The sequence below is a fragment of the Pseudomonas sp. JZ114 genome (genome assembly GCF_051027705.1).
GTDB classification, from domain to species: domain Bacteria; phylum Pseudomonadota; class Gammaproteobacteria; order Pseudomonadales; family Pseudomonadaceae; genus Chryseomonas; species Chryseomonas luteola.
The window spans coordinates 1103697-1127414 of the sequence record NZ_CP069256.1; the positions used below are offsets into that span (position 1 = coordinate 1103697).

Annotated in this window: 21 protein-coding genes; 11 read left to right on the forward strand and 10 right to left on the reverse strand. The window is 56.5% G+C overall.

The window, feature by feature from the left end; genetic code table 11:
* Positions 1-33: 33 nt before the first annotated feature.
* A complete protein-coding gene (locus JQR90_RS05170) occupies positions 34-1818 on the reverse strand; it encodes an IlvD/Edd family dehydratase (RefSeq protein ID WP_239381623.1) in 1785 nt (594 codons plus the stop codon).
* 271 nt (positions 1819-2089) lie between these two features.
* Here JQR90_RS05170 and JQR90_RS05175 point away from each other — a divergent pair, with 271 nt between their 5' ends.
* From JQR90_RS05175 to tadA, 3 genes are all read left to right on the forward strand, one after another.
* Positions 2090-3088, forward strand: a complete 999-nt coding sequence (locus JQR90_RS05175) for a LacI family DNA-binding transcriptional regulator (protein ID WP_286790412.1) — start codon at positions 2090-2092, stop codon at positions 3086-3088.
* Between the two features lie 123 nt (positions 3089-3211).
* Positions 3212-4582 (forward strand): multicopper oxidase family protein, encoded by a 1371-nt coding sequence (locus JQR90_RS05180; RefSeq protein WP_010797362.1) that lies wholly within the window; start codon positions 3212-3214, stop codon positions 4580-4582.
* Between the two features lie 14 nt (positions 4583-4596).
* On the forward strand, positions 4597-5091 hold the full coding sequence (gene tadA / locus JQR90_RS05185) for a tRNA adenosine(34) deaminase TadA (RefSeq protein WP_409440451.1): 495 nt from the start codon (positions 4597-4599) through the stop codon (positions 5089-5091).
* Here tadA and JQR90_RS05190 read toward each other — a convergent pair.
* The 6 genes from JQR90_RS05190 to JQR90_RS05215 all read right to left on the reverse strand — a co-directional run bounded on the left by JQR90_RS05190 (position 5088) and on the right by JQR90_RS05215 (position 9873).
* Positions 5088-6044 carry a DUF72 domain-containing protein gene (locus JQR90_RS05190; protein WP_010797364.1) on the reverse strand — a complete coding sequence of 319 codons (957 nt, stop codon included), beginning with the start codon at positions 6042-6044 and terminating at the stop codon, positions 5088-5090. The genes tadA and JQR90_RS05190 overlap by 4 nt on opposite strands.
* Positions 6045-6100: 56 nt before the next feature.
* Positions 6101-6505: a SufE family protein gene (locus tag JQR90_RS05195; protein WP_010797365.1), complete on the reverse strand. Its 405-nt coding sequence runs from the start codon at positions 6503-6505 to the stop codon at positions 6101-6103.
* The gene (locus JQR90_RS05200; RefSeq protein ID WP_010797366.1) at positions 6502-7707 is read right to left on the reverse strand and encodes an aminotransferase class V-fold PLP-dependent enzyme; all 1206 of its coding nucleotides are present in this window, start codon (positions 7705-7707) and stop codon (positions 6502-6504) included. Before JQR90_RS05200 ends, JQR90_RS05195 begins: the two co-directional genes overlap by 4 nt.
* A gap of 105 nt (positions 7708-7812) precedes the next feature.
* A complete protein-coding gene (gene dapD, locus JQR90_RS05205; RefSeq protein WP_010797367.1) occupies positions 7813-8853 on the reverse strand; it encodes a 2,3,4,5-tetrahydropyridine-2,6-dicarboxylate N-succinyltransferase in 1041 nt (346 codons plus the stop codon).
* Positions 8854-8879: 26 nt separating this feature from the next.
* Positions 8880-9506, reverse strand: a complete 627-nt coding sequence (locus JQR90_RS05210) for a LysE family translocator (protein WP_010797368.1) — start codon at positions 9504-9506, stop codon at positions 8880-8882.
* A gap of 1 nt (position 9507) precedes the next feature.
* A complete protein-coding gene (locus tag JQR90_RS05215; RefSeq protein WP_010797369.1) occupies positions 9508-9873 on the reverse strand; it encodes an ArsC family reductase in 366 nt (121 codons plus the stop codon).
* Positions 9874-10028: 155 nt separating this feature from the next.
* Between JQR90_RS05215 and JQR90_RS05220 the strand changes: the two genes are divergently transcribed.
* From JQR90_RS05220 to JQR90_RS05235, 4 genes are all read left to right on the forward strand, one after another.
* Positions 10029-10970, forward strand: a complete 942-nt coding sequence (locus tag JQR90_RS05220) for a DNA/RNA non-specific endonuclease (protein ID WP_150347888.1) — start codon at positions 10029-10031, stop codon at positions 10968-10970.
* Between the two features lie 146 nt (positions 10971-11116).
* Complete coding sequence (locus JQR90_RS05225; RefSeq protein ID WP_434140590.1) at positions 11117-12595, forward strand: iron-containing redox enzyme family protein; 1479 nt, start codon at positions 11117-11119, stop codon at positions 12593-12595.
* A gap of 72 nt (positions 12596-12667) precedes the next feature.
* Positions 12668-13624, forward strand: a complete 957-nt coding sequence (locus tag JQR90_RS05230) for a methyltransferase (protein WP_434140770.1) — start codon at positions 12668-12670, stop codon at positions 13622-13624.
* Positions 13625-13838: 214 nt separating this feature from the next.
* Positions 13839-15473, forward strand: coding sequence for a Na+/H+ antiporter (locus JQR90_RS05235; RefSeq protein ID WP_434140592.1), 1635 nt, complete (start codon positions 13839-13841; stop codon positions 15471-15473).
* 7 nt (positions 15474-15480) lie between these two features.
* Here JQR90_RS05235 and dapC read toward each other — a convergent pair whose 3' ends face one another.
* Genes dapC through map form a run of 3 tightly spaced genes read right to left on the reverse strand, consistent with a single transcriptional unit; the run spans position 15481 to position 20214 of the window.
* A complete protein-coding gene (gene dapC / locus JQR90_RS05240; RefSeq protein WP_434140594.1) occupies positions 15481-16674 on the reverse strand; it encodes a succinyldiaminopimelate transaminase in 1194 nt (397 codons plus the stop codon).
* A gap of 45 nt (positions 16675-16719) precedes the next feature.
* Positions 16720-19419 carry a [protein-PII] uridylyltransferase gene (locus JQR90_RS05245; protein WP_019364434.1) on the reverse strand — a complete coding sequence of 900 codons (2700 nt, stop codon included), beginning with the start codon at positions 19417-19419 and terminating at the stop codon, positions 16720-16722.
* A 12-nt stretch (positions 19420-19431) separates the two neighbouring features.
* Positions 19432-20214: a type I methionyl aminopeptidase gene (gene map, locus JQR90_RS05250; RefSeq protein WP_010797376.1), complete on the reverse strand. Its 783-nt coding sequence runs from the start codon at positions 20212-20214 to the stop codon at positions 19432-19434.
* A 280-nt stretch (positions 20215-20494) separates the two neighbouring features.
* Here map and rpsB point away from each other — a divergent pair, with 280 nt between their 5' ends.
* The 4 genes from rpsB to frr all read left to right on the forward strand — a co-directional run bounded on the left by rpsB (position 20495) and on the right by frr (position 23715).
* The gene (rpsB, locus tag JQR90_RS05255) at positions 20495-21235 is read left to right on the forward strand and encodes a 30S ribosomal protein S2 (protein WP_010797377.1); all 741 of its coding nucleotides are present in this window, start codon (positions 20495-20497) and stop codon (positions 21233-21235) included.
* A 122-nt stretch (positions 21236-21357) separates the two neighbouring features.
* On the forward strand, positions 21358-22227 hold the full coding sequence (gene tsf / locus JQR90_RS05260; RefSeq protein ID WP_010797378.1) for a translation elongation factor Ts: 870 nt from the start codon (positions 21358-21360) through the stop codon (positions 22225-22227).
* 190 nt (positions 22228-22417) lie between these two features.
* Positions 22418-23161 (forward strand): UMP kinase, encoded by a 744-nt coding sequence (gene pyrH / locus JQR90_RS05265; protein ID WP_010797379.1) that lies wholly within the window; start codon positions 22418-22420, stop codon positions 23159-23161.
* Entirely contained in the window at positions 23158-23715 is a 558-nt protein-coding gene (gene frr / locus JQR90_RS05270; protein WP_010797380.1) for a ribosome recycling factor, read from the forward strand. The genes pyrH and frr overlap by 4 nt, the downstream gene beginning before the upstream one ends.
* Positions 23716-23718: the final 3 nt, after the last annotated feature.

Below are 23718 nucleotides of genomic sequence, written 5' to 3' on the forward strand. Positions count from 1 at the left end.
AAGGCGTGTAGGAAGACATGCGGTTCTCCTTGCTCAATGGGAGTGGCGAGGGGCACCGTTTTCGGTGATCACTCGCATATACAGGGTGGCTGGCTCCAGGCAGCCGCCAGTCGATAACTGCCCGACCAGTTTGCGGTAGAGCTCCTGCCAGGGGGTCTGAGAGGTCGGAATGCTGGGCAAGGCCTCACCGCGCCGACGCTCCAGTTCATCCTCATCGATCAGCAGTTCGACCCGTCGTGCATTAAGGTCGACCCTCAGACGGTCCCCTGTTCTGAGCAGGGCAAGTCCGCCGCCTATAGCTGCTTCGGGTGACATGTTGAGAATAGACGGGCTGGCTGAGGTGCCGCTCTGGCGTCCGTCACCCATGCAGGGCAGTGAGTCGATGCCTCGACGGATCAGCTCTGAAGGTGGCGCCATGTTGACCACCTCGGCGCTGCCGGGGTATCCCACTGTGCCGCAACCGCGAATGACCAGGATGCAGTGCTCATCGATTTCCAGGCTGGGATCGTTGATACGGGCGTGATAATCCTCAGGCCCCTCGAAGACAATCGCACGCGTCTCGAAGGTGTTCTCCTTGCCTGGCTCGGCCAGATAGGTCTGACGGAACGCTTCGCCAATAACCGAGACCTTCATGATGGCGCTGTCGAAAAAATTGCCGCTCAGGACGATAAACCCGGCGCGGTGCTTAAGGGGCGATTCACAGGGGCGAATCACATCGTTATCCAGTGTCTGATGTTGCGTGATGATCTCGCCAATGGTTTTGCCGGAGACGGTGTTGCAGTGCCGATGGATCAAACCGGCCTTATCCAGTTCGTGAAGCACGGCCGGTACACCGCCCGCGCGGTGAAAGCTCTCACCCAGGTATTCACCTGCCGGCATGCAATTGACCAGCAACGGGACGTCCTCGCCCAGGCGCTGCCAATCTTCCAGGCTCAGATCGATACCCATGTGGCGGGCAATCGCGATCAGATGTGGAGGGCAGTTGCTGGAAGCCCCTAGGGCCGAAGCCAGCACGATGGCATTTTCGAATGCCTCTCGCGTCATGATCTGCGAGGGACGAATTTCTTCTTTCACCAGGTCGACAATGCGCTTGCCTGTGACGTAGGCCATCTGGCCACGCTCGCGGTAGGCAGCCGGAATGCTGGCGCACCCAGGTAGCGACATGCCGAGCGCCTCGGCCAGTGAGTTCATGGAGAGGGCCGTGCCCATGGTGTTGCAGTGGCCGATGGACGGGGAGGCCGCCGTGGTCATTTCCATGAAGCCTTCGTAGTCGATCGTCCCGGCAGACAACAGATTGCGTGCATGCCAAAGCACGGTTCCGGAGCCGATACGCTTGCCGTTATGCCAGCCGTCCAGCATGGGACCGCCGGAAAGCACGATGGCAGGAAGATCTGTCGTGGCGGCTGCCATCAAGCAGGCCGGGGTGGTTTTGTCGCAGCCTGTAGTCAACACCACGCCATCGAGCGGATAGCCGTGCAGAATCTCCACAAGCCCGAGATAAGCCAGGTTTCGATCCAGCGCAGCGGTAGGCCGCCGGCTCTGCTCAGCGAGCGGGTGCACCGGAAACTCCATGGGAATTCCGCCTGCGTCGCGAATGCCGGCCTTGACGCGTTGGGCAAGTTCCAAATGGTGGCGGTTGCAGGGGGCCAGGTCGCTACCTGTCTGGGCGATCCCGATAATAGGTCGACCCGATTGCAATTCATCACGGGTCAGTCCGTAGTTCATGTAGCGCTCGACATAAAGCGCGGTCATGTCGGCATGGGCAGGATCATCAAACCATTGCTGGCTGCGTAGTCGGCGTTGTGTGGATTCACTCATGCTTTGTTGTTCTTCAGATCAGAGGTGAAGGGGCGCAGCGAGCGCTCCGGAGCGATGACAGGTATCAGACGCTGTGCTGGAAAAGGACGTGTGAGGGGCAAGGACATGATGCGTTCACCACTATTGTTTTTATCAAGCGAATGTTAGCGCCTACATTTCGATGTTAGCGCCTACATTTTGTTTGTAAAGACCTCTTTTGACGCTAAAATCAGTTGTGCTTATAACGGTATGGATGATGAGAAACCGGAAACCGGCTCGTAGACGAGTCACGATGCAGGACATAGCGGAACACGTCGGCGTGAGTTCGATTACGGTTTCCCGAGCGCTCAAGACGCCGGAAAAGGTCGCCGTGCTGGTGCGTGACAAGATCCTTGAAGCATGCAGCCAGCTGGGCTATGTCCCCAACCAAGCCGCTATGGCCCTGGCGTCGGCACGTTCCCAGAATATTGTCGTGTTGATCCCCTCGCTTACCAATAGCGTGTTCGTCGACATCTTGGTCGGCATCAAAGAGCGGCTCGACCGGCATGGATATAACCTGCTCATCGGCATAACCGGCTATTCGCTCGAACAGGAGGAACACCTGCTGCGTACCTATCTGCAGCATTCCCCGGATGGTGTGATCCTGACGGGTATCGACCATACGCCCGGGCTATGGGCATTGCTGGAACAACAGCAGATTCCAACGGTGCATACCATCGAAACCCTGACGCGGGACGATTGTTGGAGCGTAGGGTTTTCCCAGTTTGCCGCTGGGTATGCCGCGGCCCGTCATCTGATCGAGTGCGGCTATCGACGTATCGGCATCATTGGCGCGCAGGGCGATCCACGCACGCTGCGGCGTCGAGATGGGTGCCGCCAGGCGCTTGAGGAAGCCGGGTTATATGATCCACAGCGGGAGCTGTTTGTGACCAGCAACTCTTCCCTGGCGCTTGGGGCAGAGCTGTTTGAGCGGATGCACCGTACACATCCCGATTGTGAGGCGCTGTTCTTTTGCAATGATGACTTGGCGCAGGGCGCTGTTTTCAAATGCGGCCGCCTGGGTATTGCCGTTCCCGACCGCATGGCCATCATGGGCTTCCATGACCTAAACGGGTCGGCCTGGACGTCTCCGCCGCTCACGACTGTGGCAACACCACGCTATCGCATCGGTTGTGAGGCCGCAGAGCTGCTTGTCGCTCATCTGGCGGGGCAGGACAGGCCGGAGCGTCATGTAGACCTGGGATTTGAAATCGTTCACCGCGAAACGACACGGCTTGATCCCAGGGCCTAGGTCGCTCATCTCCCATCAGTCTGAAAGCGTGCGTCTCCGCTTACTTAATTGAGAGTGCTTCTTATCTTTGAGTGAAATCGGGTGTATTGTGCGCTCCTCCAATTTCCCGAGGGACTGCATTTCATGTCTTTCACGCGGCGCCAGGTGCTCGGCGGTTTGACCGGTCTGGTTGTGGTAGGGGTAGGCGCTGGCGGCGCTCGCTGGTGGCTGGGGCGGCCACAGGTGGCCAAAGCATATGACTACGAGCTGATCGCGGCGCCGCTGGATGTCGAGTTGGTGCCAGGGCATGTCACGCCTGCGCTGGCCTATGGCGGCCAATTTCCAGGCAAGGAGATCCGGGCGCGGCAAGGCGAGTGGCTGCGTGTCCGTTTCACTAATCATCTCGATCAGCCCACCACGATTCACTGGCATGGCATTCGTCTGCCCATCGAGATGGATGGCGTACCGTATATCTCGCAGGCACCGGTGCTACCGGGCGAGAGTTTCGTTTACCAGTTCAAGACACCAGACGCTGGAACCTATTGGTATCACCCGCATGTCGCCAGCAGTGAACAACTAGGGCGAGGCCTGGAAGGACCGCTTATTGTCGAAGAGCGTGAGCCGACCGGCTTTGCGCATGACATGACGTTGTGCCTGAAGAACTGGCATGTGGATGATCAAGGAGCCTTTACAGCGTTCAGCATTCCTCGAGAGGCGGCTCGCGTAGGCACGCTGGGTCGGCTGACCACGGTAAATGGAAAGCACGTTCCCACCATTGATCTGCCCGCGGGCGCAGTGGTGCGTTTGCGCATTCTGAATGTGGATAACACGGCAACCTACCGATTGAACCTGACGGATGTCGAGGCGCGTATTTACGCGCTGGACGGCCATCCTATCGAGCCTCGGGCGTTTGGCGATGAGTACCTGCTAGGCCCTGGTATGCGCATCGATCTGGCATATAGGGTACCGGCAGCCGGGACAACGGTGTCCCTGCGTAACGGCCCGTTGCGACTGGCTACACTGGGGTCTACCGATCAGGGCGCCCAGTCTGGAGAATGGCCGCGGCCCTTGCCGCCCAACCCTGTCAGCGAGCCGGACCTTGAACGCGCGGAAACCGTAAACTTTCGCTTCGAATGGGTAGCGACTCTGGCCAGCGACCCGGCGTACTGCGGCAAGGCGATGTACTGGCAGATCAACGGCCAGGCCGGTGGCGAGCACAAGGAAGGGGACCCGCATCCAGCGTTGGCGAAGCTCAAGCTTGGGCAGAGTTACATCCTTGAGTTTCGTAACATGGCCCAGTATTTCCATCCTGTGCATCTGCATGGGCTGACCTTCAAGGTCTTGAGTTCGGACCGGCATCCCGTGACGCCGTACTATACCGATACCTACCTGCTCGGCAAGAACGAGACAGCTCGGGTAGCGCTGATGGCCGATAATCCGGGACAATGGATGCTTCACTGCCATGTGATCGACCACATGGAAACCGGCCTCATGGGGACCATTGAGGTTAGCTGACGTTTGAGCTTGTCATGAATCGTATGCGCCGTTTCCCTCCCATTATCGACCGTAGTCAGGATGAGCTTTTCATGCGAGAGGCGCTGGCCTTGGCGGCTGAAGGGGCATCCCTGGGTGAGGTGCCTGTCGGTGCGGTATTGGTTCATGAGGGACGGATCATTGGACGCGGCTTCAATCAGCCCATTACCGGCCATGATCCCAGCGCCCATGCAGAAATGCAGGCCATTCGTGCAGCGGCCTTGGCGCTGGAAAACTATCGTCTACCGGACACTACCTTGTATGTAACCCTTGAGCCGTGCAGCATGTGTTCAGGGCTTCTGGTGCACGCCCGGATCCAGCGTCTGGTATATGGTGCACGTGAGCCGCGTGCCGGTGCGGTAGAAAGCCGTGGGCAGTTCTTCAAGCAGGATTTCCTGAACCATCGCGTTATCGTTGAGGGCGGCCTTCTGGCTGAAGAGTGTGGCGCCTTGCTGACCGACTTCTTCCGGGCGCGTCGGAGTAGATCCTAAGGCGCATTGGCCTTTTTCTTTCGCTTCGGCTTGGCCTCCTCGCCAATCAGGCTTAGATCCCATTTGCCCAGGCTTTCCTTCAGGCCTAGCGCCACTGTGAGCCGGTCGGCATCGAACGGCGCGTGGACATTGGCATCATTATCAAAATAGCAATAGATGTCTCGGCTCTCCTGTGTGGGCAACCGATGTGCCTGGTCAATCAGCTGGGCATCGTCCGGCTCTCCACCTTGCGCCCAAGCCTGAATGCGAGACGTCCAATAGTGCAGCGCTTCATCCGAGTAGCGGCTTGAATAGAGCTGCTCGTGACCGTGCAGGCGTATATAAAGAAAGTCTGCCGTGACATCCTCCCGGTACAGCCACTTGCCCGCTGTGTCGGCAATTACCAGCGCCACGTTATAGCGCCGCAGTAGCTCGACAAAAGCGGGGTCGATAAAGCTCTCATGCCGGATCTCGACGGCATGGCGCAAGGGGCGATTGGCATCGATACTCAGGCTGCAGCGGCCCTCCATGCGCGCCTCACAATGCAGGGCGAGCGCCTGGGCGGTCTGGGTGTCCTGAGGCAGGAGCTTTAGAAATGCCTCAAACCGCTCAGGCTCGAACTTCAAATTAGCTGGAAACTGCCAGAGGATAGGTCCCAGTTTCTCCTTGAGCTCAAAGATGCCGGAGGCCAGAAAATTGGCCATCGCTTTTTCGATATCTTTTAGGCGCAGGATATGCGTGATGTAGCGCGGACCTTTGACGCTGAAAAGAAAGTTTTCACCGGTTTCTGCATACCAGCTGGCGTAGCTCTGAGGGCGCTGAAGCGAATAGAAGGAGCCATTGATCTCGATTGTAGACAGCGCCCGTGAGGCAAAGCGCAGCTCCTTGTTTTGAGTCAGCCCTTCAGGATAGAAAACACCCCGCCAAGGCACGTAGCGCCAGCCGGAAATACCAATACGGATCTGCGCAGCCATAGAAAACTCCTCAACTCGTCTCTTCTTCGGACTGCGCGGAGGGGAGTGGGGTTCGGCTAGGCTTCAGCCAGCGTTCGCATGCGTTCGACTACCGCACGTAGGCCATTGCCACGAGAGGCGGAGAGTTGCCGCTCCAGCCCTAGTTGGCCCAGCCAGTCATGAATATCCAGCACGGCCAGTTCTTCTCGGGTCAGTCCATTGGCTCGGACCAAGAGTACAGCCAGCAGGCCACGGAGAATGCGAGAATCGCTGCCCGCTCGAAAGAAGTGCTGCTCTCCATCCTGCTTGTGAGTGACCCAGACCTGACTTTCACAGCCATAGACCCGATCTTCGTCTCGTCGGGTCTCAACATCGGGCAAGCGTGTCGCCCACTGCAGCAAGAGGCGTGAACGAGCTTCCCACCCGTTGGCGGAAGAGAAGGCATCCAGCGCAGCCTGCGCCTCAGTCGTCAAACCTGTCATCGTAGTAGCTCCAAGGCATTATCCAGCGCCATGAAGAAGCGCTCCAGATCCGTTGAGTCACTATACAGACCAAGCGAAATACGCAGCGAGCCTGCCTCGCCCAGGCGCTTGAACAGCGGCATGGCGCAATGATTGCCCGCCCGCACGGCAATGCCTTGCTCGCCCAACATATGGGAAAGATCAGCCACATGTATGCCATCAACCACTACGCTGGCCAGGGCAATCTGCGGCTCGCCCAATACACGAACGCCCTCGCGAGCCGCCAGTCCGGCCTGTAGTTTCACGCACAACGCCTGCTCATGACCAAAAATGGATGACTCGTCTTGTGCGCTGAGCCAATCCAATGCTGCTCCCAAGCCAATGGCTGCACCAACAGGCGGTGTCCCGGCCTCCAGCCCCATGGGAGCAGAATGAAACTCAGCGTGTTGATAATCGGCGTTACGCACCATCTCGCCACCAAACTGCCAAGGCGCAAGAGCTGCCAGGGCCTCGGCATGTCCCCAGAGTACCCCTATGGCCTCTGGTGCGTAGAGCTTATGGCCAGAAAATACATAGAAATCCGCGCCCAGGTCCTTGGGACTGTGGCGGCCATGAGCCACGCCTTGAGCGCCATCCACAACGAACCAGGCGCCTTGATCGTGGGCCAGACGGGAGAGCTCGGCCAGCGGCTGCCAGGTTCCCAATACGTTCGACAGCTGGCTGATGGCAACCAGACGCGTGCGTGGGCCGATCAGTTCACTGGCTCGATTGAGGTCGATATGGCCCGAGTCTGTAAGCGGCAATACGATCAACTCTACCCCCTGGCGCCGAGCCAACTGCTGCCAGGGCAGAAGGTTGGCATGATGCTCCAGGGCACTGACCACAATTTCATCGCCGGGCTTGAAGTGATGCTCAAGCCCGTAGGCTATCAGGTTGAGCCCTTCCGTCGTGCCGCGCGTAAACACGACTTCCCTAGAATTGGAAGCGCCTAGCCAGCGGGCCACCTTGTCGCGTACGGACTCATAGGCCTGGGTGGCGCGCTCGCCAGGGCGGTGCTGAGCGCGATGAATATTGGCGGCGCCGCGGGCATAGTACGCTGTGAGCGCATCCAGTACAGCCTTGGGCTTTTGCGCTGTGGCCGCAGTGTCCAGATAGGTGATGCCGTCTTCTTCAAAGGCAGCAAGGGCCGGAAAGTCGGTGCGCCAGGGGGAGGGCAATGTCATGGCTTCAACTTTTGGAAACGGATGAAAAAAAGCCGCCCGGCCGTGAGCCGGCGGGCGGCCTACTTACAGGTCTGGACCCGGTACCAAGGTACCGGGTTCCATGACTCAGTTATGCGCGTGCAGGGCTTCGTTCAGCTCGATTGCACTCTTGTTGGTTTTGCACTCGACCGCGCCGGTCTGGGAGTTGCGGCGGAACAGAAGATCATTCTGGCCTGCCAGATCGCGCGCCTTGACCACCTGTACCTGCTGGTTCTGATCATCCAGCACAATCACCTTGGTGCCCGCTGTTACATACAGGCCGGACTCCACTGTGCAGCGATCACCCAGCGGAATGCCGATGCCCGCGTTGGCACCGATCAGGCAGCCCTCGCCAACGCTGATCACAATATTGCCACCGCCAGACAAAGTACCCATGGTGGAGCAGCCGCCGCCCAGATCCGAACCCTTGCCGACGAATACACCCGCCGAGACGCGGCCTTCGACCATATTCGGGCCCGCCGTACCGGCATTGAAGTTTACGAAGCCCTCATGCATGACGGTTGTGCCTTCACCGATATAAGCGCCCAGACGAACACGGGCGGTATCGGCGATGCGCACGCCACTGGGAACGACATAGTCGGTCATCTTGGGGAATTTATCGACGGAGAACACTTCCAGCAATTTGCCGCGCAGACGGGCTTCCAGTTGCTCGGAAGGCAGTTCTGCCAGGTCGATGGCACCCTGATTGGTCCAGGCAACATTCGGCAGCAGGGCAAAGATGCCGCTCAGGTTGACGCCGTGCGGCTTGACCAGGCGATGCGACAGCAAATGCAGCTTCAGGTACGCCTCAGGCGTTGAGGAGGGCGCAGCGTCTTCCGCCAGAATCGTGGCAACCAGCGGCTTGGCGCTTTCAGCCAGACGGGTTAGCAGGGCCATCTGAGTCTGAGCGTTCTCTACGCCACGCAAGGCATCGGCCAGAGAGCGCGCCTGAGACGGCGTAAAGGCGATGGTTTGGTTCCCGCCTGCATAATTGAGAACCGGCGTGATGGCCGCAATCAGTTCTGCCGAGGGGTTCAGCAGGGGCTGGGCATAGAAGACTTCGAGCCAGGCGCCGTCGCGATTTTGCGTGCCGACACCAAAGGCCAGGCTGAACACATTCTGAGACATGAAACTTTCCTTCTAAACAAATAAGGTCAGGCCGGACGCCGGCTGAGAAGTAATCCCACACCGGCACTACCCAGAAGGGCGGCACAACCACGGTTGAACAGACGCTTGGCACGCTCACCAGCCAACAGGCGGCCGAGACGTGCTCCGGCGAAGGCGTAAATTGCGATGGCGAAGCATTCCATGATCAGAAACGCTGCGCCCAATTGAGTAAACTGCTGCCCAAGCGGCTCACCCACCACTACAAACTGCGGAAGAAACGCGGTAAACAGCAAAATAGCTTTGGGGTTGCCTGCAGCGATCAGAAAATCCTGACGCATCAACTTCCAGAGGTCTGCCTTGATGACTTCGTCAGGAGATGGAGCGTCCGTCGAGGTGTTGGCAGTCCATAAGCGGATGGCAGTCCAGATGAGGTACATCGCACCTACAAGCTTGATCGCAGTAAAGAGCCAGGCCGACGTCAACAATACGAGCGCCAGGCCTGAGCCCGCCAGCGCGATCATGCCGGCAAAGGCAATCAGTCGGCCCAAGGTGCCGATACAGGCCGCTGCAAAGCCGAAGCGGGCAGCATTATTGACGGACAGCAGATTGTTCGGCCCAGGCGCCATGTTCAATGCGAAACAGGAAGGTATGAATAGTGCCCAGGCAATCGACATGTCAGCGGTCCAGTTCAGCCGAGTAGAGTTCCGGCTTGAAGCCTAGTACGCGACGCTCTCCCAGGTCCAGTACAGGACGCTTGATCATGGAGGGCTGCGCCAACATGAGCTCGATGGCACGGGCCTCGTCAAGATCTGCCTTTTGTTCGTCAGGCAGTTTTCTGAACGTAGTGCCAGCGCGGTTCAGCACCTTTTCCCAACCAAGCTCACGGCACCAGGTTGAAAGAGTTTCCCGGTCGATGCCGCTGACCTTGTAGTCGTGAAAATGATAGGTCACGCCATGTTTGTCGAGCCATGTGCGCGCCTTTTTCATGGTGTCGCAGGCCTTTATGCCATACAAACTCAATGTGCCGTTCGTGTCGGGCATTCCTGGCCTCCCACCCTTGTAAAGTAATCGCCAAATAGGAATGTCAGAGTATGCCATGTAGAGGTGGGCTGTGCGCCTATCGACGCAATCTATAACAAGGCGCCAAGGCATTGCCTAAGCTCTCTATGCACTCTATACGATAGGAATATGAAGAAATGGCGATCGACCTGAACCACAGACCCAGACTGAGCGATATGCGCCGACTCGCACCGCAGGAGGCAGCGCCTGCGGTTGATCTTGAGGCCAGGCAGCAGGGCCCTCGTATCACTGATGCCGAGTCGCTGTCCGGGCGCCCAGGATATGCCGCCGACTTTCTTGGTGAATTCAGCGTACCCTGGCCTACCATGAGCGATGAGCGTGCCGGGGACGTGCTGCCTGTTTCAGGTTCCGCCGAAAATCGACTCGACTATATGCATTTCTCCATCACCATGTCGGCGTCACGCCGGCTGGCGTTCTACGTTGGCGTCAATATCGATGGTGCTCAGTCCGTTTCGGTCGAGCGGGGCAAGGATCGCTGGTCCTATGACGGACGTATCCCGCTGGAAGCCCAGATTGGCGAAGACCTGTACGCCAATAACCTGCTGGATCGCGGACACCTTGTTCGTCGTGAGGACCCTAACTGGGGGAATGAGGCGGAAGTTGCCAACCGTGACACCTTTCATTTCACCAACTGCTCTCCGCAGATGGCCGGCTTCAATCAGAAGAACTGGCTGGATCTGGAAAACTACCTGCTGGAAAACACCCGGCGCTGGAAGGAACGGGCAACGGTATTTACCGGGCCGGTTTTCCGGGACGATGACCGGCGCTATCGAGGTGTGCTGATCCCGTCTGCTTTTTGGAAGGTAGTCGCCTTTTTATCCGATGACGGAAAACCATCTGCAACCGCCTACATGATCGATCAATCCAGCGAGCTGGGACAGCTGGATGCCGCGTTCGGACGCTTCCGAACCTATCAGCGCAGTGTTCGTCGTATCGAACAGCTGACAGGTATCAATTTTGGCCCACTCTCCCGTTACGACGGTTTTTCCAACGAGGAGGCCATGACAGGGACGCGGATCGAGGCTGAGCTTCACACATTGGCCGACATACGGGTTTGATGGCTTAACGCCTTGCAGCTCAAGACGTTGGCCTCTTGAGTTGCAATCGTTTTCTGCCAAGCGGACACAAGGTAAGGAACTCACCCGCCAGGCAGGGGCCAAATTGTACAACCTGTACAATTATTAACTGCCAGATGTGCTGACGTATGCAGACCACTACACGAGCCACGACGAGCCGACAGGCTGTGTTAACGCCGTACGCCCTTGAGCCATCCCGTCATCTTTATTTTTCTCTGCTTGAACAGAAACCCGCGACTGACGCGCTCGAAAGGGCTCGGCACTATCTTGACGAGCAGCTGAGTGCGACTGGACCTATGCCATCCGATTTGCCGGAGGATCCGCAAGGGCTAGAGCGCTGGATGCTACAAAGTACCGAGCAGGTAGGTCAGGAGTACCGAGCCTATCTCAAGTCGCGAAAGGCAGGCGCCCCTCGTCGTTATTTCACGAGTAAATCCCATGCGCTCTACTTTTTGAGAGGGGTTGCCCCGACCAAACTGGTAGACGGCGCCTGGCTGTACGGTATTTTGCAGCGCTGGAATGACACCCGCTTCACTGCACCTATCCAGATCTATCTGGAAGAGTTGGGCGAGGGTTTGCCAGACAAGAATCATGTCGTCCTGTATAAGAAATTGCTGGCCAGTAACGGTTGTGAAGACTGGGATGGCCTGAGCGATGATCATTATGTTCAGGGTGCGATCCAGCTGGCGCTGGCCTATAACGCCGAGCATTTCCTGCCTGAGATCATTGGATTCAACCTCGGCTATGAACAGTTGCCGCTTCATCTGCTCATTACCTCTTACGAGTTGAATGAGCTTGGGATCGATCCTTATTACTTTACGTTGCACGTGACGGTCGATAACGCCGGTACCGGTCATGCAAAGAAGGCCCTGCAGGCCGTTCATGACGCCATGCCGGTAGAAGGTCGCGAAGCATTCTATCGACGTGTAGCTCAGGGCTATCTGCTCAACAACCTGGGCGCAGGCACAACGTCTGTCATTGGCTCGTTCGATCTTGAACAGGAAGTTATTTCGCTACTGGCAGAGAAAAGCACCGTCGGCAAATACGTGCATTCTGATTACTGCCGAATCGGTGGGCGCAATGTAAGTGAGTGGCTGGCCGATCCAGCTCAGATACCGGCCTTTCTTGAAGCCATGGAGGCTCAAGGCTGGATCAAGCGCCATGAAGACCCACAAAACAGCCGTTTCTGGAGGCTCATACAAGGTGAGCGTGCCGAAATGTTTGGTGTGTTTACTGCCTATGAGCAGCAGCTTATTCATGACTGGATTGCGGGTGATCTGGTGCACACCGGTGCCAAGGTAATAGCCAAGGACCAGGCAGGGCAGGACCGAGTTGCTATCTTGCCTAAGCGGGAGCTGAGCTTTCGCGCCAAGCAGCGTCAGCAGGAAGCGCTTTGTCAAAGCGCAGGCGATAATGCGGCCTCAAATGCCTCTATTGCAGAGGTAAATGACTTTGACAGCGAAGCCGCAGCACTGGAGCAACGCCTGGCGTGCCAGCCGACTCGCGAAGCGGGTATGGCGCTTCTGATCGAGATGATGTCGCCAGCCAATCACCATACCGCCTCTGGATTGTTGGCCACACGCCTCTTCAACAAGCTTTTCAACTGACCATCCAAGGACAGGGCCCAACGAGGGCCCTGTCCTGTTTCTAAAGGATCAAACTGCGTGACGGATACACAGATGCGCGAACAGCCTGCAATCTCCAAACACTCGGTCCAACCTTTTCGCCTCCTGATCGAAGCATTACGCGACGCTCATTACCAATTCATCACAATAACGCCGGCCTCACATGCCCGCGTCAATAGTCGCCCCGGCAACGAGTGGGCGAAGGACTTGCAAGGTATTTTTGGCTGGAGTCGGCCCTTCAGGCAGGGGCTCATTTCACCCGAGCTTTTCGAAGCCATGCAGGCCGCCGACATCCTGGAATCCTACCAGGATGGTTGGCGCAGCAAGGTTCGCGTGTCGACTTTGGGCGATCAGCTGTTCATCCACTCCGCTTATCCTACGGACGAGGCGGATGCAGTGTTCTTTGGTCCAGATACGTATCGCTACGCCAACGCTATCGAAGCCCAGCTACGCTTCGAAACTGGGCAGATCCGGCGGGCAGTCGATATCGGCAGTGGTGCAGGTCCGGGTGCGATACTTGTCGCGCTGGCGAGGCCAGGCGCCGAGGTCTTGGCTGTTGATATCAACGATCGCGCGCTCCGCTTTACTGAAATCAATGCGGACATGGCTGAAGCGACCAATGTGGTGGCTCGGCATAGCAACCTGCTGAATGATGTTGAAGGCGAGTTCGATCTTATTATTTCCAATCCGCCTTACCTGGTCGATCCTACCGAACGCGCCTATCGCCACGGGGGCGGGCCGCTGGGAGCCGGACTCTCTCTTTCCATTCTGGACGCCGCGCTGGAGCGCTTGGCACCAGCGGGAACCTTGCTGCTGTATACCGGCGTGGCCATGGTGGACGGCCAGGATCCGTTCCTAGAGACTGTCCAGGAGCGGTTAGCCAAAACAGATTTGGTCTGGCGTTATCGTGAGATGGATCCGGATGTCTTCGGTGAAGAACTGGAATCCGGTGTTTATGCACAGGCCGACCGCATCGCGGCTGTAACCCTGACTGTTACCCGCCCAGCCTGAAACTGTTTTTCAACGTGACGCCCTCTTAGTTGAGGGCGTCCAGTTGGCGCCAGCACGACGTACTGGCGAGCCTTGGGTGAGGTGTATGACCTCATGACACCTCATGCCTACCGTTTGGGCACGGCATTTCCGAACGTGTCTTTGCAGGGCTTGTCGATAGGGATCGTGTCGTACAGATCAGGCGGATCGGCTCGGTAGCCAGCGGAGAGAAGCGGTGACACTCGTTTATACCATCTTGATCATGCTGCTTGTGGTGGGCGCGACCCGCTTGAGCGCTCAGTTTCTTCCCGTGCCGCTTCCACTGATCCAGGTCGTTGTCGGGGCGTTACTGGCGTTGCCATCACTGGGCTTGCATGTCGCGCTTGATCCTGAACTGTTCATGCTCTTATTCATTCCGCCACTTCTGTTCTCCGATGGGTGGCGCATGCCGAAGCGCGAACTCTGGCGGCTTCGGGCGCCTATCCTGACGCTGGCGTTTGGTCTGGTATTCATCACCGTTTTGGCCGCTGGCGCCTTTATTCACTGGCTGGTGCCTGGCTTGTCCTGGCCGGTAGCCTTTGCACTGGCCGCGGTTCTGTCGCCGACCGATGCCGTTGCGGTGTCCGGAATTGCACGTGGGAAACTGCCCAAGCGGCTGATGCATATCCTGCAGGGTGAAGCACTTTTCAATGATGCGTCCGGTCTTGTCACCTTTCGCTTTGCCGTAGCGGCTGCCATGACGGGCGTGTTTTCGCTGGCAGATGCGAGTCTGACGTTTCTCATGGTTGCCATTGGCGGTCTCTTTACAGGGGCGGCGCTCAGCTGGCTGACAGGGCAGGCCCGTAACTGGCTGGTCGAGCATGGGTGGACGGATCCTGCACCCTATGTCGTCTTCTTGCTTCTATTGCCATTTGCCGCTTATGTCATTGCCGAACACCTGGGTTTCTCAGGCATTCTTTCTGCGGTTGCCGCCGGGCTTGTGCAAAGCCGTATCGACATGCTGCCCAGGCAGTCGCGTACTCGATTGCTCAACCACAGTATCTGGTCGATGCTGGAGTTCACCTTCAATGGACTGGTGTTCCTGCTCTTGGGCCTGCAGCTGCCCGACATCATTGCTGCCGTGCTCAAGCCGTCCGAGCATGTCTACAAGACGCTAGGGTGGCTGATGGGGGAGGTAACTCTGATCTTCCTGGCGCTGATCCTGCTGCGTTACCTTGTCATGAACCTGTATTGGCGCATCTCCCGACATCATGAGGCTATGCCGGGCAATGATTTCCAACGTACCGCAATTATTGCGTCAATTGCAGGTGTACGCGGGGCCGTGACGCTGGCAGGTGTACTGTCTCTACCCATTGTTCTCGCGAATGGACAGCCATTCCCCCAGCGCGATGTCCTGATCTTTATTGCTGCGGGCGTAATCCTGCTGTCCCTGCTGGCGGCCAGCATTGGATTACCCCTGCTGCTGCGTGGACTAAGTGTGGGTACCAATGAGGCTGCCGACCGTGAGCGCCGAGAAATTCGGCGCAATACGGCAGAAGCGGCTCTTCGCGCCCTTGAGGCGGAAAGCATTGATGACGAAGATCCTGCGCGTGCGGGATTGAAGGCGGAAATCAAGACGCAGCTCATGGCCGAGTTTCGTGAACAGCTTGATATCTACCAGGACACGGAGGAGGTTCAGGCGCGTGCCCGAACCAGTCTGTTTATTGAAACGCAGCTGCGGTTGCTGGCTATCCGGGCTCAGCGTCGGGAGCTCTATCGTATGCGCTTGTCTGGCGTAATCGACGATGAAATCGTCGCTGAAGTCCTGAGTGATCTGGACTTCAGCGAGGCGACACTGATGCGCAGCCTGCCAGTTTCAACGGCAGGCTGAGCAGGCGTCAGCGGCTGCAGAATGCGCGGATACGCTCGGCGGCTTCGATGCACTCGTTCAGAGGTGCTACCAAGGCCATGCGAACCCGATTGGCACCAGGATTCACACCGTCCACCGTCCGGGAAAGGTAGGAGCCTGGCACAACGGTAACATGTTCCTTTGCGTATAGCTCACGGGCGAAGGACTCGTCATCTAACGGTGTCTTAGCCCAGAGGTAAAAACCGCCGTCCGGGCGCTCGACATCCAATACATCTTTTAGTATTGCCAGCACAGCGTCGAATTTTTCCCGGTAAAGCACGCGGTTCTCGCGTACGTGGATCTCATCGCTCCATGCGGCAATGCTGGCGCGCTGTACCTGGATCGGCATGGCGCAGCCGTGGTAGGTCCGATACAGCAGGAAGCGTTTGAGAATCTCAGCGTCCCCTGCAACGAAGCCTGAGCGCAAACCAGGTAGATTCGAGCGCTTGGACAGGCTGTGAAAGACCACGCAACGGCTGAAGTCCTTACGACCCAGCTCCGCGCAGGCTGTCAAAAGGCCAGCAGGTGGGTTGTTTTCATCGAAATACAACTCGCTATAGCACTCATCTGCTGCAATCACGAAGTCATGCTGGTCGGCCAGCTCGATCAAACGCTTCAAGGTCTCGACAGGCAACAATGCTCCGGTTGGATTGCCAGGAGAGCACAGGAACAGCAACTGGCAGCGATCCCATATTTCGGCTGGAACGGCATCGAAGTCAGGATTAAAACCTTTCTCGGGCAGGCAGGGCAGGTAGTGCGGCAGCGCACCAGCCAGCAGCGTGGCGCCTTCATAGATCTGATAGAAAGGGTTGGGGCTTACTACCAGCGCGCCTTCCTGGCGATTCACCACCGCCTGTGTAAAGGAGAAAAGCGCTTCGCGCGTGCCGGTTACCGGTAAGGCATGCTGAGCCGCATCCATCCAGCCGGTCGGTACACGAAAACGCTGCTCGCACCACGTCACAATCGCTTCACGCAAAGCAGGCAGTCCGGCTGTTGTTGGATAGACCGCCAATTGGTCAAGGTGCTCGGTCAGCGCTTTTGCGACAAACGCTGGGGAGGGGTGTTTAGGTTCGCCGATTGATAACGCGATGGCCTTTTTATCTGCCGGTGGCTGGACACCTGCCAGCAGCGCGCGCAGTTTTTCGAAAGGGTAGGGCTGGAGCAGGTTCAAGGCATCGTTCATATACAGGTCTCGCGAGTGCAGCCTGGCCTTAGGCTGAGTTGTCCATTAGATACTGATGCGTAGCAACGGCGTTTCTGAGCCATTGGCCCCGCTTAGGTTTTTGATCAGCGCTTGTTGAAGTTGCTCGCACAGCTTCGGATCCGATAGGGGCTGCCCTTGAGCATCCGTAACATAAAAGACGTCTTCAACACGCTCGCCCAACGTGGCGATTTTGGCATTCTGAACCGACAGGTCGAAATCCAGGAATATACCGCCCACGCGAGCCAACAGGCCCGGGCGATCAGGGGCGGTCAGCTCAATCAGGCTCACGGCGCGCTGAGCATCCGTATAGATATTCACGTGTGGCGCGAACGCAAAATGCTTGAGCTGACGAGGAACACGTCGGTTGATGATGTTGGGGTACTCTTCAGGTGTCTTCAGGGCCTGGATCAAGCCGCTTCTGATCTGCTGGATACGGGCCGGATTATTGCCGATAGAACCTCCGTCCGCGTCGAGTACAACATAGGTATCCAGGGTAAACTGGCTGGTGGACGTAATAATACGCGCGTCCTGGATGCTCAGGTTCAGCTGGTCCATTGCCGCCACAGTCACAGCAAAGAAGTCGTGCTGGTCCTGCGCATAAATGAAGATCTGGGTGCCGCCTTCAAACTCGCGTTGAGTAGTCTCCTTGATCAGGATCAGCGGATTACCATCATTGGGATGACTCAAAATAGCTTCGGTGTGCCACGCTACATCGCTGGCAGTGTGACGCAGGAAATAGTCGTCACCGAGCTGTCCCCACAGGTGTTCGGCATCATCCTGATCGATGCCATTACGCACCAGGATATCGATGGCTGAACTCTGTGTCTGGCGAATTTGCTCTTCACGTTCTACCGGATTCTCAAGTCCGCGGCGCAAGGCACGCTTGGTCTCGGTATACAGCTGCCGCAGGAGGCTGGCGCGCCAGGAGTTCCAGAGGTTGGGGTTGGTCGCGTTGATATCTGCCACAGTGAGCGCATAGAGGTAATCCAGATGGACCTGGTCGCCTACCGTCTGTGCAAAGTCATGAATCACCAGGGGGTCAGACAAATCCTTGCGCTGCGCTGTTGTCGACATCGCCAAGTGATTGCGTACCAGCCAACAGATTAGGTTGCTGTCCCATTCGGGTAGCTGATGGCGGCGGCAGAACGCTTCGGCATCTACGGCGCCCAGCTCCGAATGATCACCGCCTCGGCCCTTGCCAATGTCATGGTAAAGACCGGCAATATAGATCAACTCCGGTTTAGGCAGCTTGTTCATCACCCGCGTGGCCAGAGGATACTTTTCCGTCATCTCCGGTCGGTTCAGTTTGCGCAGATGCTTGATCAGATTGAGTGTATGCGCATCGACCGTATAGATATGGAACAGGTCATGCTGCATCTGACCGATGATTTGGCCGAACTCCGGCAAGTACAGGCCAAGAATACCGTAGCGGTTCATGCGGCGAAGGTTGCGATGAATGCCTTCGCGGCTCTTGAACAACTCGATAAATAAGCTGGTGTTGCGGATGTCATGTCGGAATTCGTCATTGATTAGATGACGGTGGTCGCGAAGCAACCGGATCGTACCCGCAGAAACACCCTTGATTTCCGGGTGCTGAGCCATCAGCACGAAAATTTCCAGCAGTGCAAAGGGGGTGCGCTTGAATACCTCCGGATGCGTAACCTCAATATAGCCGTCCCGTAACTGGAAGCGGCTGTTAAGAGGCTGCGTTGGCTCGCTTTCGTCATCCCGCAGGATGGCTTCCTCAAAGTGCTGCATGACAACATCGTTGAGCTGGGCAATGTCCATGACCACGCGATAATACTTCTGCATGAAGCGCTCAACGGCCAGCTTCGCATCGCTGTCTTCATAACCCAGGAGGCCGGCGATGCGGCGCTGATGATCAAACAGGAGGCGATCCTCAGGTCGGCCTGCCAGCATATGCAGGGCGTAACGCACCTTCCACAGGAACTCCTGACTGGAAGCCAGCAGCGAACATTCGCTTTCAGTCAGAAAACCCTGGCCAACCAGCGCATGCAGGTTCAGCGTCCCGAAATGGCGGCGTGCAACCCACAAGAGTGCCTGGATATCACGTAATCCACCCGGTGAGCCTTTGACGTTGGGCTCAAGGTTGTATTCCGTGTCGTTGTACTTGGCATGCCGGGCTTTCTGCTCATCCCGCTTTGCCAGAAAGAAATCACGGCTGGGCCACATTCGCTTGGGGCTGGTTACATCCAGCATCCTCAGACGAAGGGCTTCCGGGCCGGCAATGGTACGGCACTCCATCAGATTGGTGATGACGGTCAGGTCGGCCCTGGCCTCATCCGCGCACTCTTGGACTGAGCGCACACTCTGTCCGACAGCAAGGCCGATATCCCACAGCAACGTCAGGAAGCCCTCAATGGCTTCCCGATGCGCTTCCTGATCTTCTGAGCCCAATAAAATGAGTAAATCGATGTCCGATTGCGGATGCAGCTCGCCGCGGCCATACCCCCCTACGGCGAGCAAGGCAATCTGTGCATTACCCCAGTTCAGTCGTTGCCAGGCTTCGCACAGTATCTGGTCAACGAACCAGGCTCGATCCTCAACCAGGCGACGCGTACTGCGCCCGGCTGAAAATCGCTCGTCCAATACCTCATTTGCCTTGCGGATCGCCTTTTTGAACGCGGCGATGGGGCTGGTCTTTAATGCGAGTTCAGCCTGGAACTGTCCGCGGTCGAACAGTTCGGGATCTACCTGGGGCATACCCGTATTACCTCATGCGGGGGTGCGGGAAATGGTTTCGTCTTTGCGCAGTGTCAGAATTTCATAGCCATCGGCGGTAACCAGTACGGTGTGTTCCCACTGAGCAGACAGCTTGCGGTCCTTGGTGATGGCCGTCCAACCGTCACCAAGCAGCTTGGTTTCAGCGCGGCCCTGGTTGATCATCGGCTCAATGGTGAAGATCATGCCTTCCTTGAGTTCAAGGCCTGTTCCAGCACGCCCATAATGAACAACCTGCGGCTCCTCATGAAAGCCCTTGCCGATACCATGACCACAATACTCGCGCACCACGGAAAAACCCTGTTTTTCAGCGTGCTTCTGAATGATTTCGCCAATATCACCCAGCCGGGCGCCGGGACGAACAACCGAAATACCTTTATATAGGCACTCTTGAGTTACCTCACAGAGTCGCTTTGCCCACTCGGCCACTTCGCCGACGCAATACATCTTGCTGGTATCGCCGTGGTAGCCGTCTTTGATAACTGTGATATCCACGTTAAGGATGTCGCCTTTCTTGAGTGGCTTGTCGTTGGGGATGCCATGACAGACGACATGATTAAGCGAAGTACAAATGGACTTGGGGTAGCCCTTGTAATTGAGTGGCGCCGGAATAGCCTGTTGCACATTGACGATATAGTCGTGGCAAAGCTTATTCAGCTCTTCGGTCGTAACGCCCGGCTTAACATGCTCATCCAGCATTTCCAGTACATCAGCCGCCAGTTGGCCGGCGATACGCATTTTCTCGATGTCTTCAGGGGTCTTGATAATAACGGTCATTAGAATCTCTAAGCGCTGCGCAGGCAGCCTGCATATGAACTAAAATAAGAGGGTTGGACAGGATTCTAACAAACCTGTCCTTCGTCACCATCCCAATCGTAGTAGTCTGCCATGGTTTAATTCAGCTGACTTCTGTGGTATAAAGCGCGGCGCTTTTCGGGCAATAGCCCTAAAACGCCCTAAACCCCACACACGTATCGGCACGATGGCCTGGGTGCTCTGCAAGGAGTTGGCCATTGGGATGCGTGGAGGCCCAACCCGACTTATTGAGGAAATATCAATGTCCCAAGTCAACATGCGCGACATGCTGAAGGCCGGTGTGCACTTCGGCCACCAGACCCGTTACTGGAACCCGAAAATGGGTAAGTACATTTTCGGCGCGCGTAACAAGATTCACATCATCAACCTCGAAAAGACTTTGCCGATGTTCAACGAAGCGCTGAGCTTTGTTGAGCGCCTGGCTTCTGGCAAGAACAAAATCCTGTTCGTTGGTACCAAGCGTTCCGCTGGCAAGATCGTTCGCGAAGAAGCTGCTCGTTGTGGTATGCCTTTCGTGGATCACCGCTGGTTGGGCGGTATGCTGACGAACTATAAGACTATTCGTCAGTCCATCAAGCGTCTGCGTGAGCTTGAAGTTCAGGCTGAAGACGGCACCTTCGGCAAGCTGACCAAGAAAGAAGCGCTGATGCGCACTCGCGATCTCGAGAAGCTCGAGCGCAGCTTGGGTGGTATCAAGGAGATGGGCGGCCTGCCGGACGCTCTGTTCGTTATCGACGTTGATCACGAGCGCATCGCGATCACCGAAGCGAACAAGCTTGGTATCCCGGTTATCGGTGTTGTTGATACCAACAGCAGCCCGGAAGGCGTTGATTACATCATCCCGGGTAACGATGACGCCTTCCGCGCTGTCCAGCTGTACCTGAGCGCCACGGCTGATGCCGTACTGCGTGGTAAGCAGAACGCAGGTGCAACACCTGAAGAGTTCGTTCAAGAAGCAGCGAGCGAAGCTGCTGAAGGCTGATTGACCCTGTCGTAAAGACTTGGCATTCAGTGAGCAGGAAGGGGGCTAGGCCCCCTTTTTGCCACTCAGAGAATTACTGCCCTAGGGCATTGGTTTAGACACTGATTCAAGAGGATTCGAGCATGGCAGAGATTACTGCGGCCCTGGTCAAAGAACTGCGTGAGCGTACCGGCCTTGGCATGATGGATTGCAAGAAGGCGTTGACCGCTGCCGGCGGCGACATCGAGAAAGCCATCGATGATATGCGTGCAGCTGGCGCCATCAAGGCGGCCAAGAAGGCTGGTAACATCGCTGCTGAAGGTGCGATTGCTGTCAAGGTTTCCGACGACAACAAGGCTGCTCTGATCATCGAAGTCAACTCCCAGACTGACTTCCTGGCTCTGCAGGATGACTTCAAGGCTTTCGTTGCAGATAGCTTGAATAAGGCGTTCGATCAGAAGCTGACTGATGCTGCTCCGCTGGTAGAGTCCCAGGAAGAGGCGCGTCTGGCGCTGGTTTCCAAGACAGGCGAAAACGTCACTATTCGTCGCCTGACTCGTGTAGAAGGTGATGTGATAGGTGCCTACCTGCACGGCCACCGCATCGGTGTTGTTGTTGCTCTGAACGGTGGTACGCCTGAGCTGGCTCGTGATATCGCGATGCACATTGCTGCAAGCAACCCTCAGTTCCTGAATCCTTCCCAGGTTTCTGAAGAAGCTATTGCCAAGGAAAAAGAAATCTTCCTGGCACTGAACGCAGACAAGATTGCTGGCAAGCCGGAAAATATTGTTGAAAACATGGTCAAAGGCCGTATCAACAAATTCTTGGCTGAGGCAAGCCTGGTTGAGCAGCCTTTTGTAAAGGATCCGGAAGTCAAGGTTGGCGATCTGGCTAAGAAGGCTGGCGCTGAAATCGTTTCCTTCGTCCGTTACGAAGTAGGTGAAGGTATCGAGAAAGCCGAAGTGGACTTCGCAGCTGAGGTGGCCGCTCAGGTCGCAGCCAGCAAGCAGTAAGACGCTATCGATGCTGAAAAAGAGGCTGCCCGCCACCGCGTGCGGCCTCTTTTTTCAAGTAGCGAAGGTATGGGTTTTCTTTTTTATTTGGTAACGATCCCACTATCGATGCGTCAACGCTGACGTTCCGGCTCGGTAATGGGAAAATGATTTGTTTTTTATTATTTCAAATCGTCGCAGGAGAGACTGAATGGCTCAGCAGATGAGTGGTCGCCAACCCCGTTACAAACGTATTCTGCTTAAACTCAGCGGCGAAGCCCTAATGGGATCCGAAGACTTCGGGATTGACCCAAAAGTGCTTGATCGTATGTCCTTGGAAATCGGTCAGCTTGTTGGTATTGGTGTTCAGGTCGGGCTGGTGATTGGTGGTGGTAACCTGTTCCGTGGGGCTGCGTTGTCAGCCGCAGGTATGGACCGTGTTACGGGTGACCATATGGGTATGCTGGCTACCGTTATGAATGCGCTGGCTATGCGTGATTCCCTGGAGCGCTCCAATATCCCGGCAACTGTTATGTCAGCCATCTCTATGGTGGGTGTGACCGATCAGTATGATCGTCGTAAGGCTATGCGTCAGTTGCAGAACGGCGAGGTGGTTATTTTCTCGGCCGGTACGGGTAACCCATTCTTTACCACTGATTCGGCTGCCTGCTTGCGTGCTATCGAAGTTGAGGCTGATCTGGTGCTTAAAGCAACTAAGGTCGATGGCGTGTACACTGCAGATCCTTTCAAGGACCCGAATGCGGAAAGGTTCGATCGCTTGACGTATGACGAAGTGCTCGACCGTAAGCTGGGCGTGATGGACCTGACAGCAATCTGTCTGTGTCGTGATCATAAGATGCCGCTTCGGGTGTTCAATATGAATAAATCCGGCGCCTTGCTGAATATTGTTGTAGGCGGCGGAGAAGGTACTTTGATCGAAGAGGGCACAGTATGATCAATGAAATAAAGCAAGACGCTCAAAGCCGAATGACCAAGACCATTGAAGCGCTTGGTCACGCTTTCGCCAAGATCCGTACTGGACGCGCTCATCCAAGCATTCTTGATAGCGTTATGGTGTCCTATTACGGTAGCGACACGCCGCTGCGCCAGGTGGCCAACGTGACAGTGGAAGATTCCCGCACGTTGGCGCTGACTGTTTTTGATAAAAGCATGATTCAGGCTGTTGAAAAAGCCATCATGACTTCGGATCTGGGACTGAACCCAGCGACAGCCGGGACTACCATTCGCGTCCCGATGCCGGCTCTAACTGAGGAAACTCGAAAGGGTTTCACTAAGCAGGCGCGCCAGGAGGCTGAACAGGCTCGTGTTTCCGTGCGGAATATTCGCCGTGATGCGCTGGCTCAGTTGAAGGATCTCCTCAAGGAAAAGGAAATCAGCGAAGACGAAGAGCGTCGTGCGCAGGATGAGATCCAGAAATTGACTGATAAATATGTCGCTGAGGTCGATAAGGCCTTGGAGGCTAAGGAAACTGATTTGATGGCCGTTTGACGG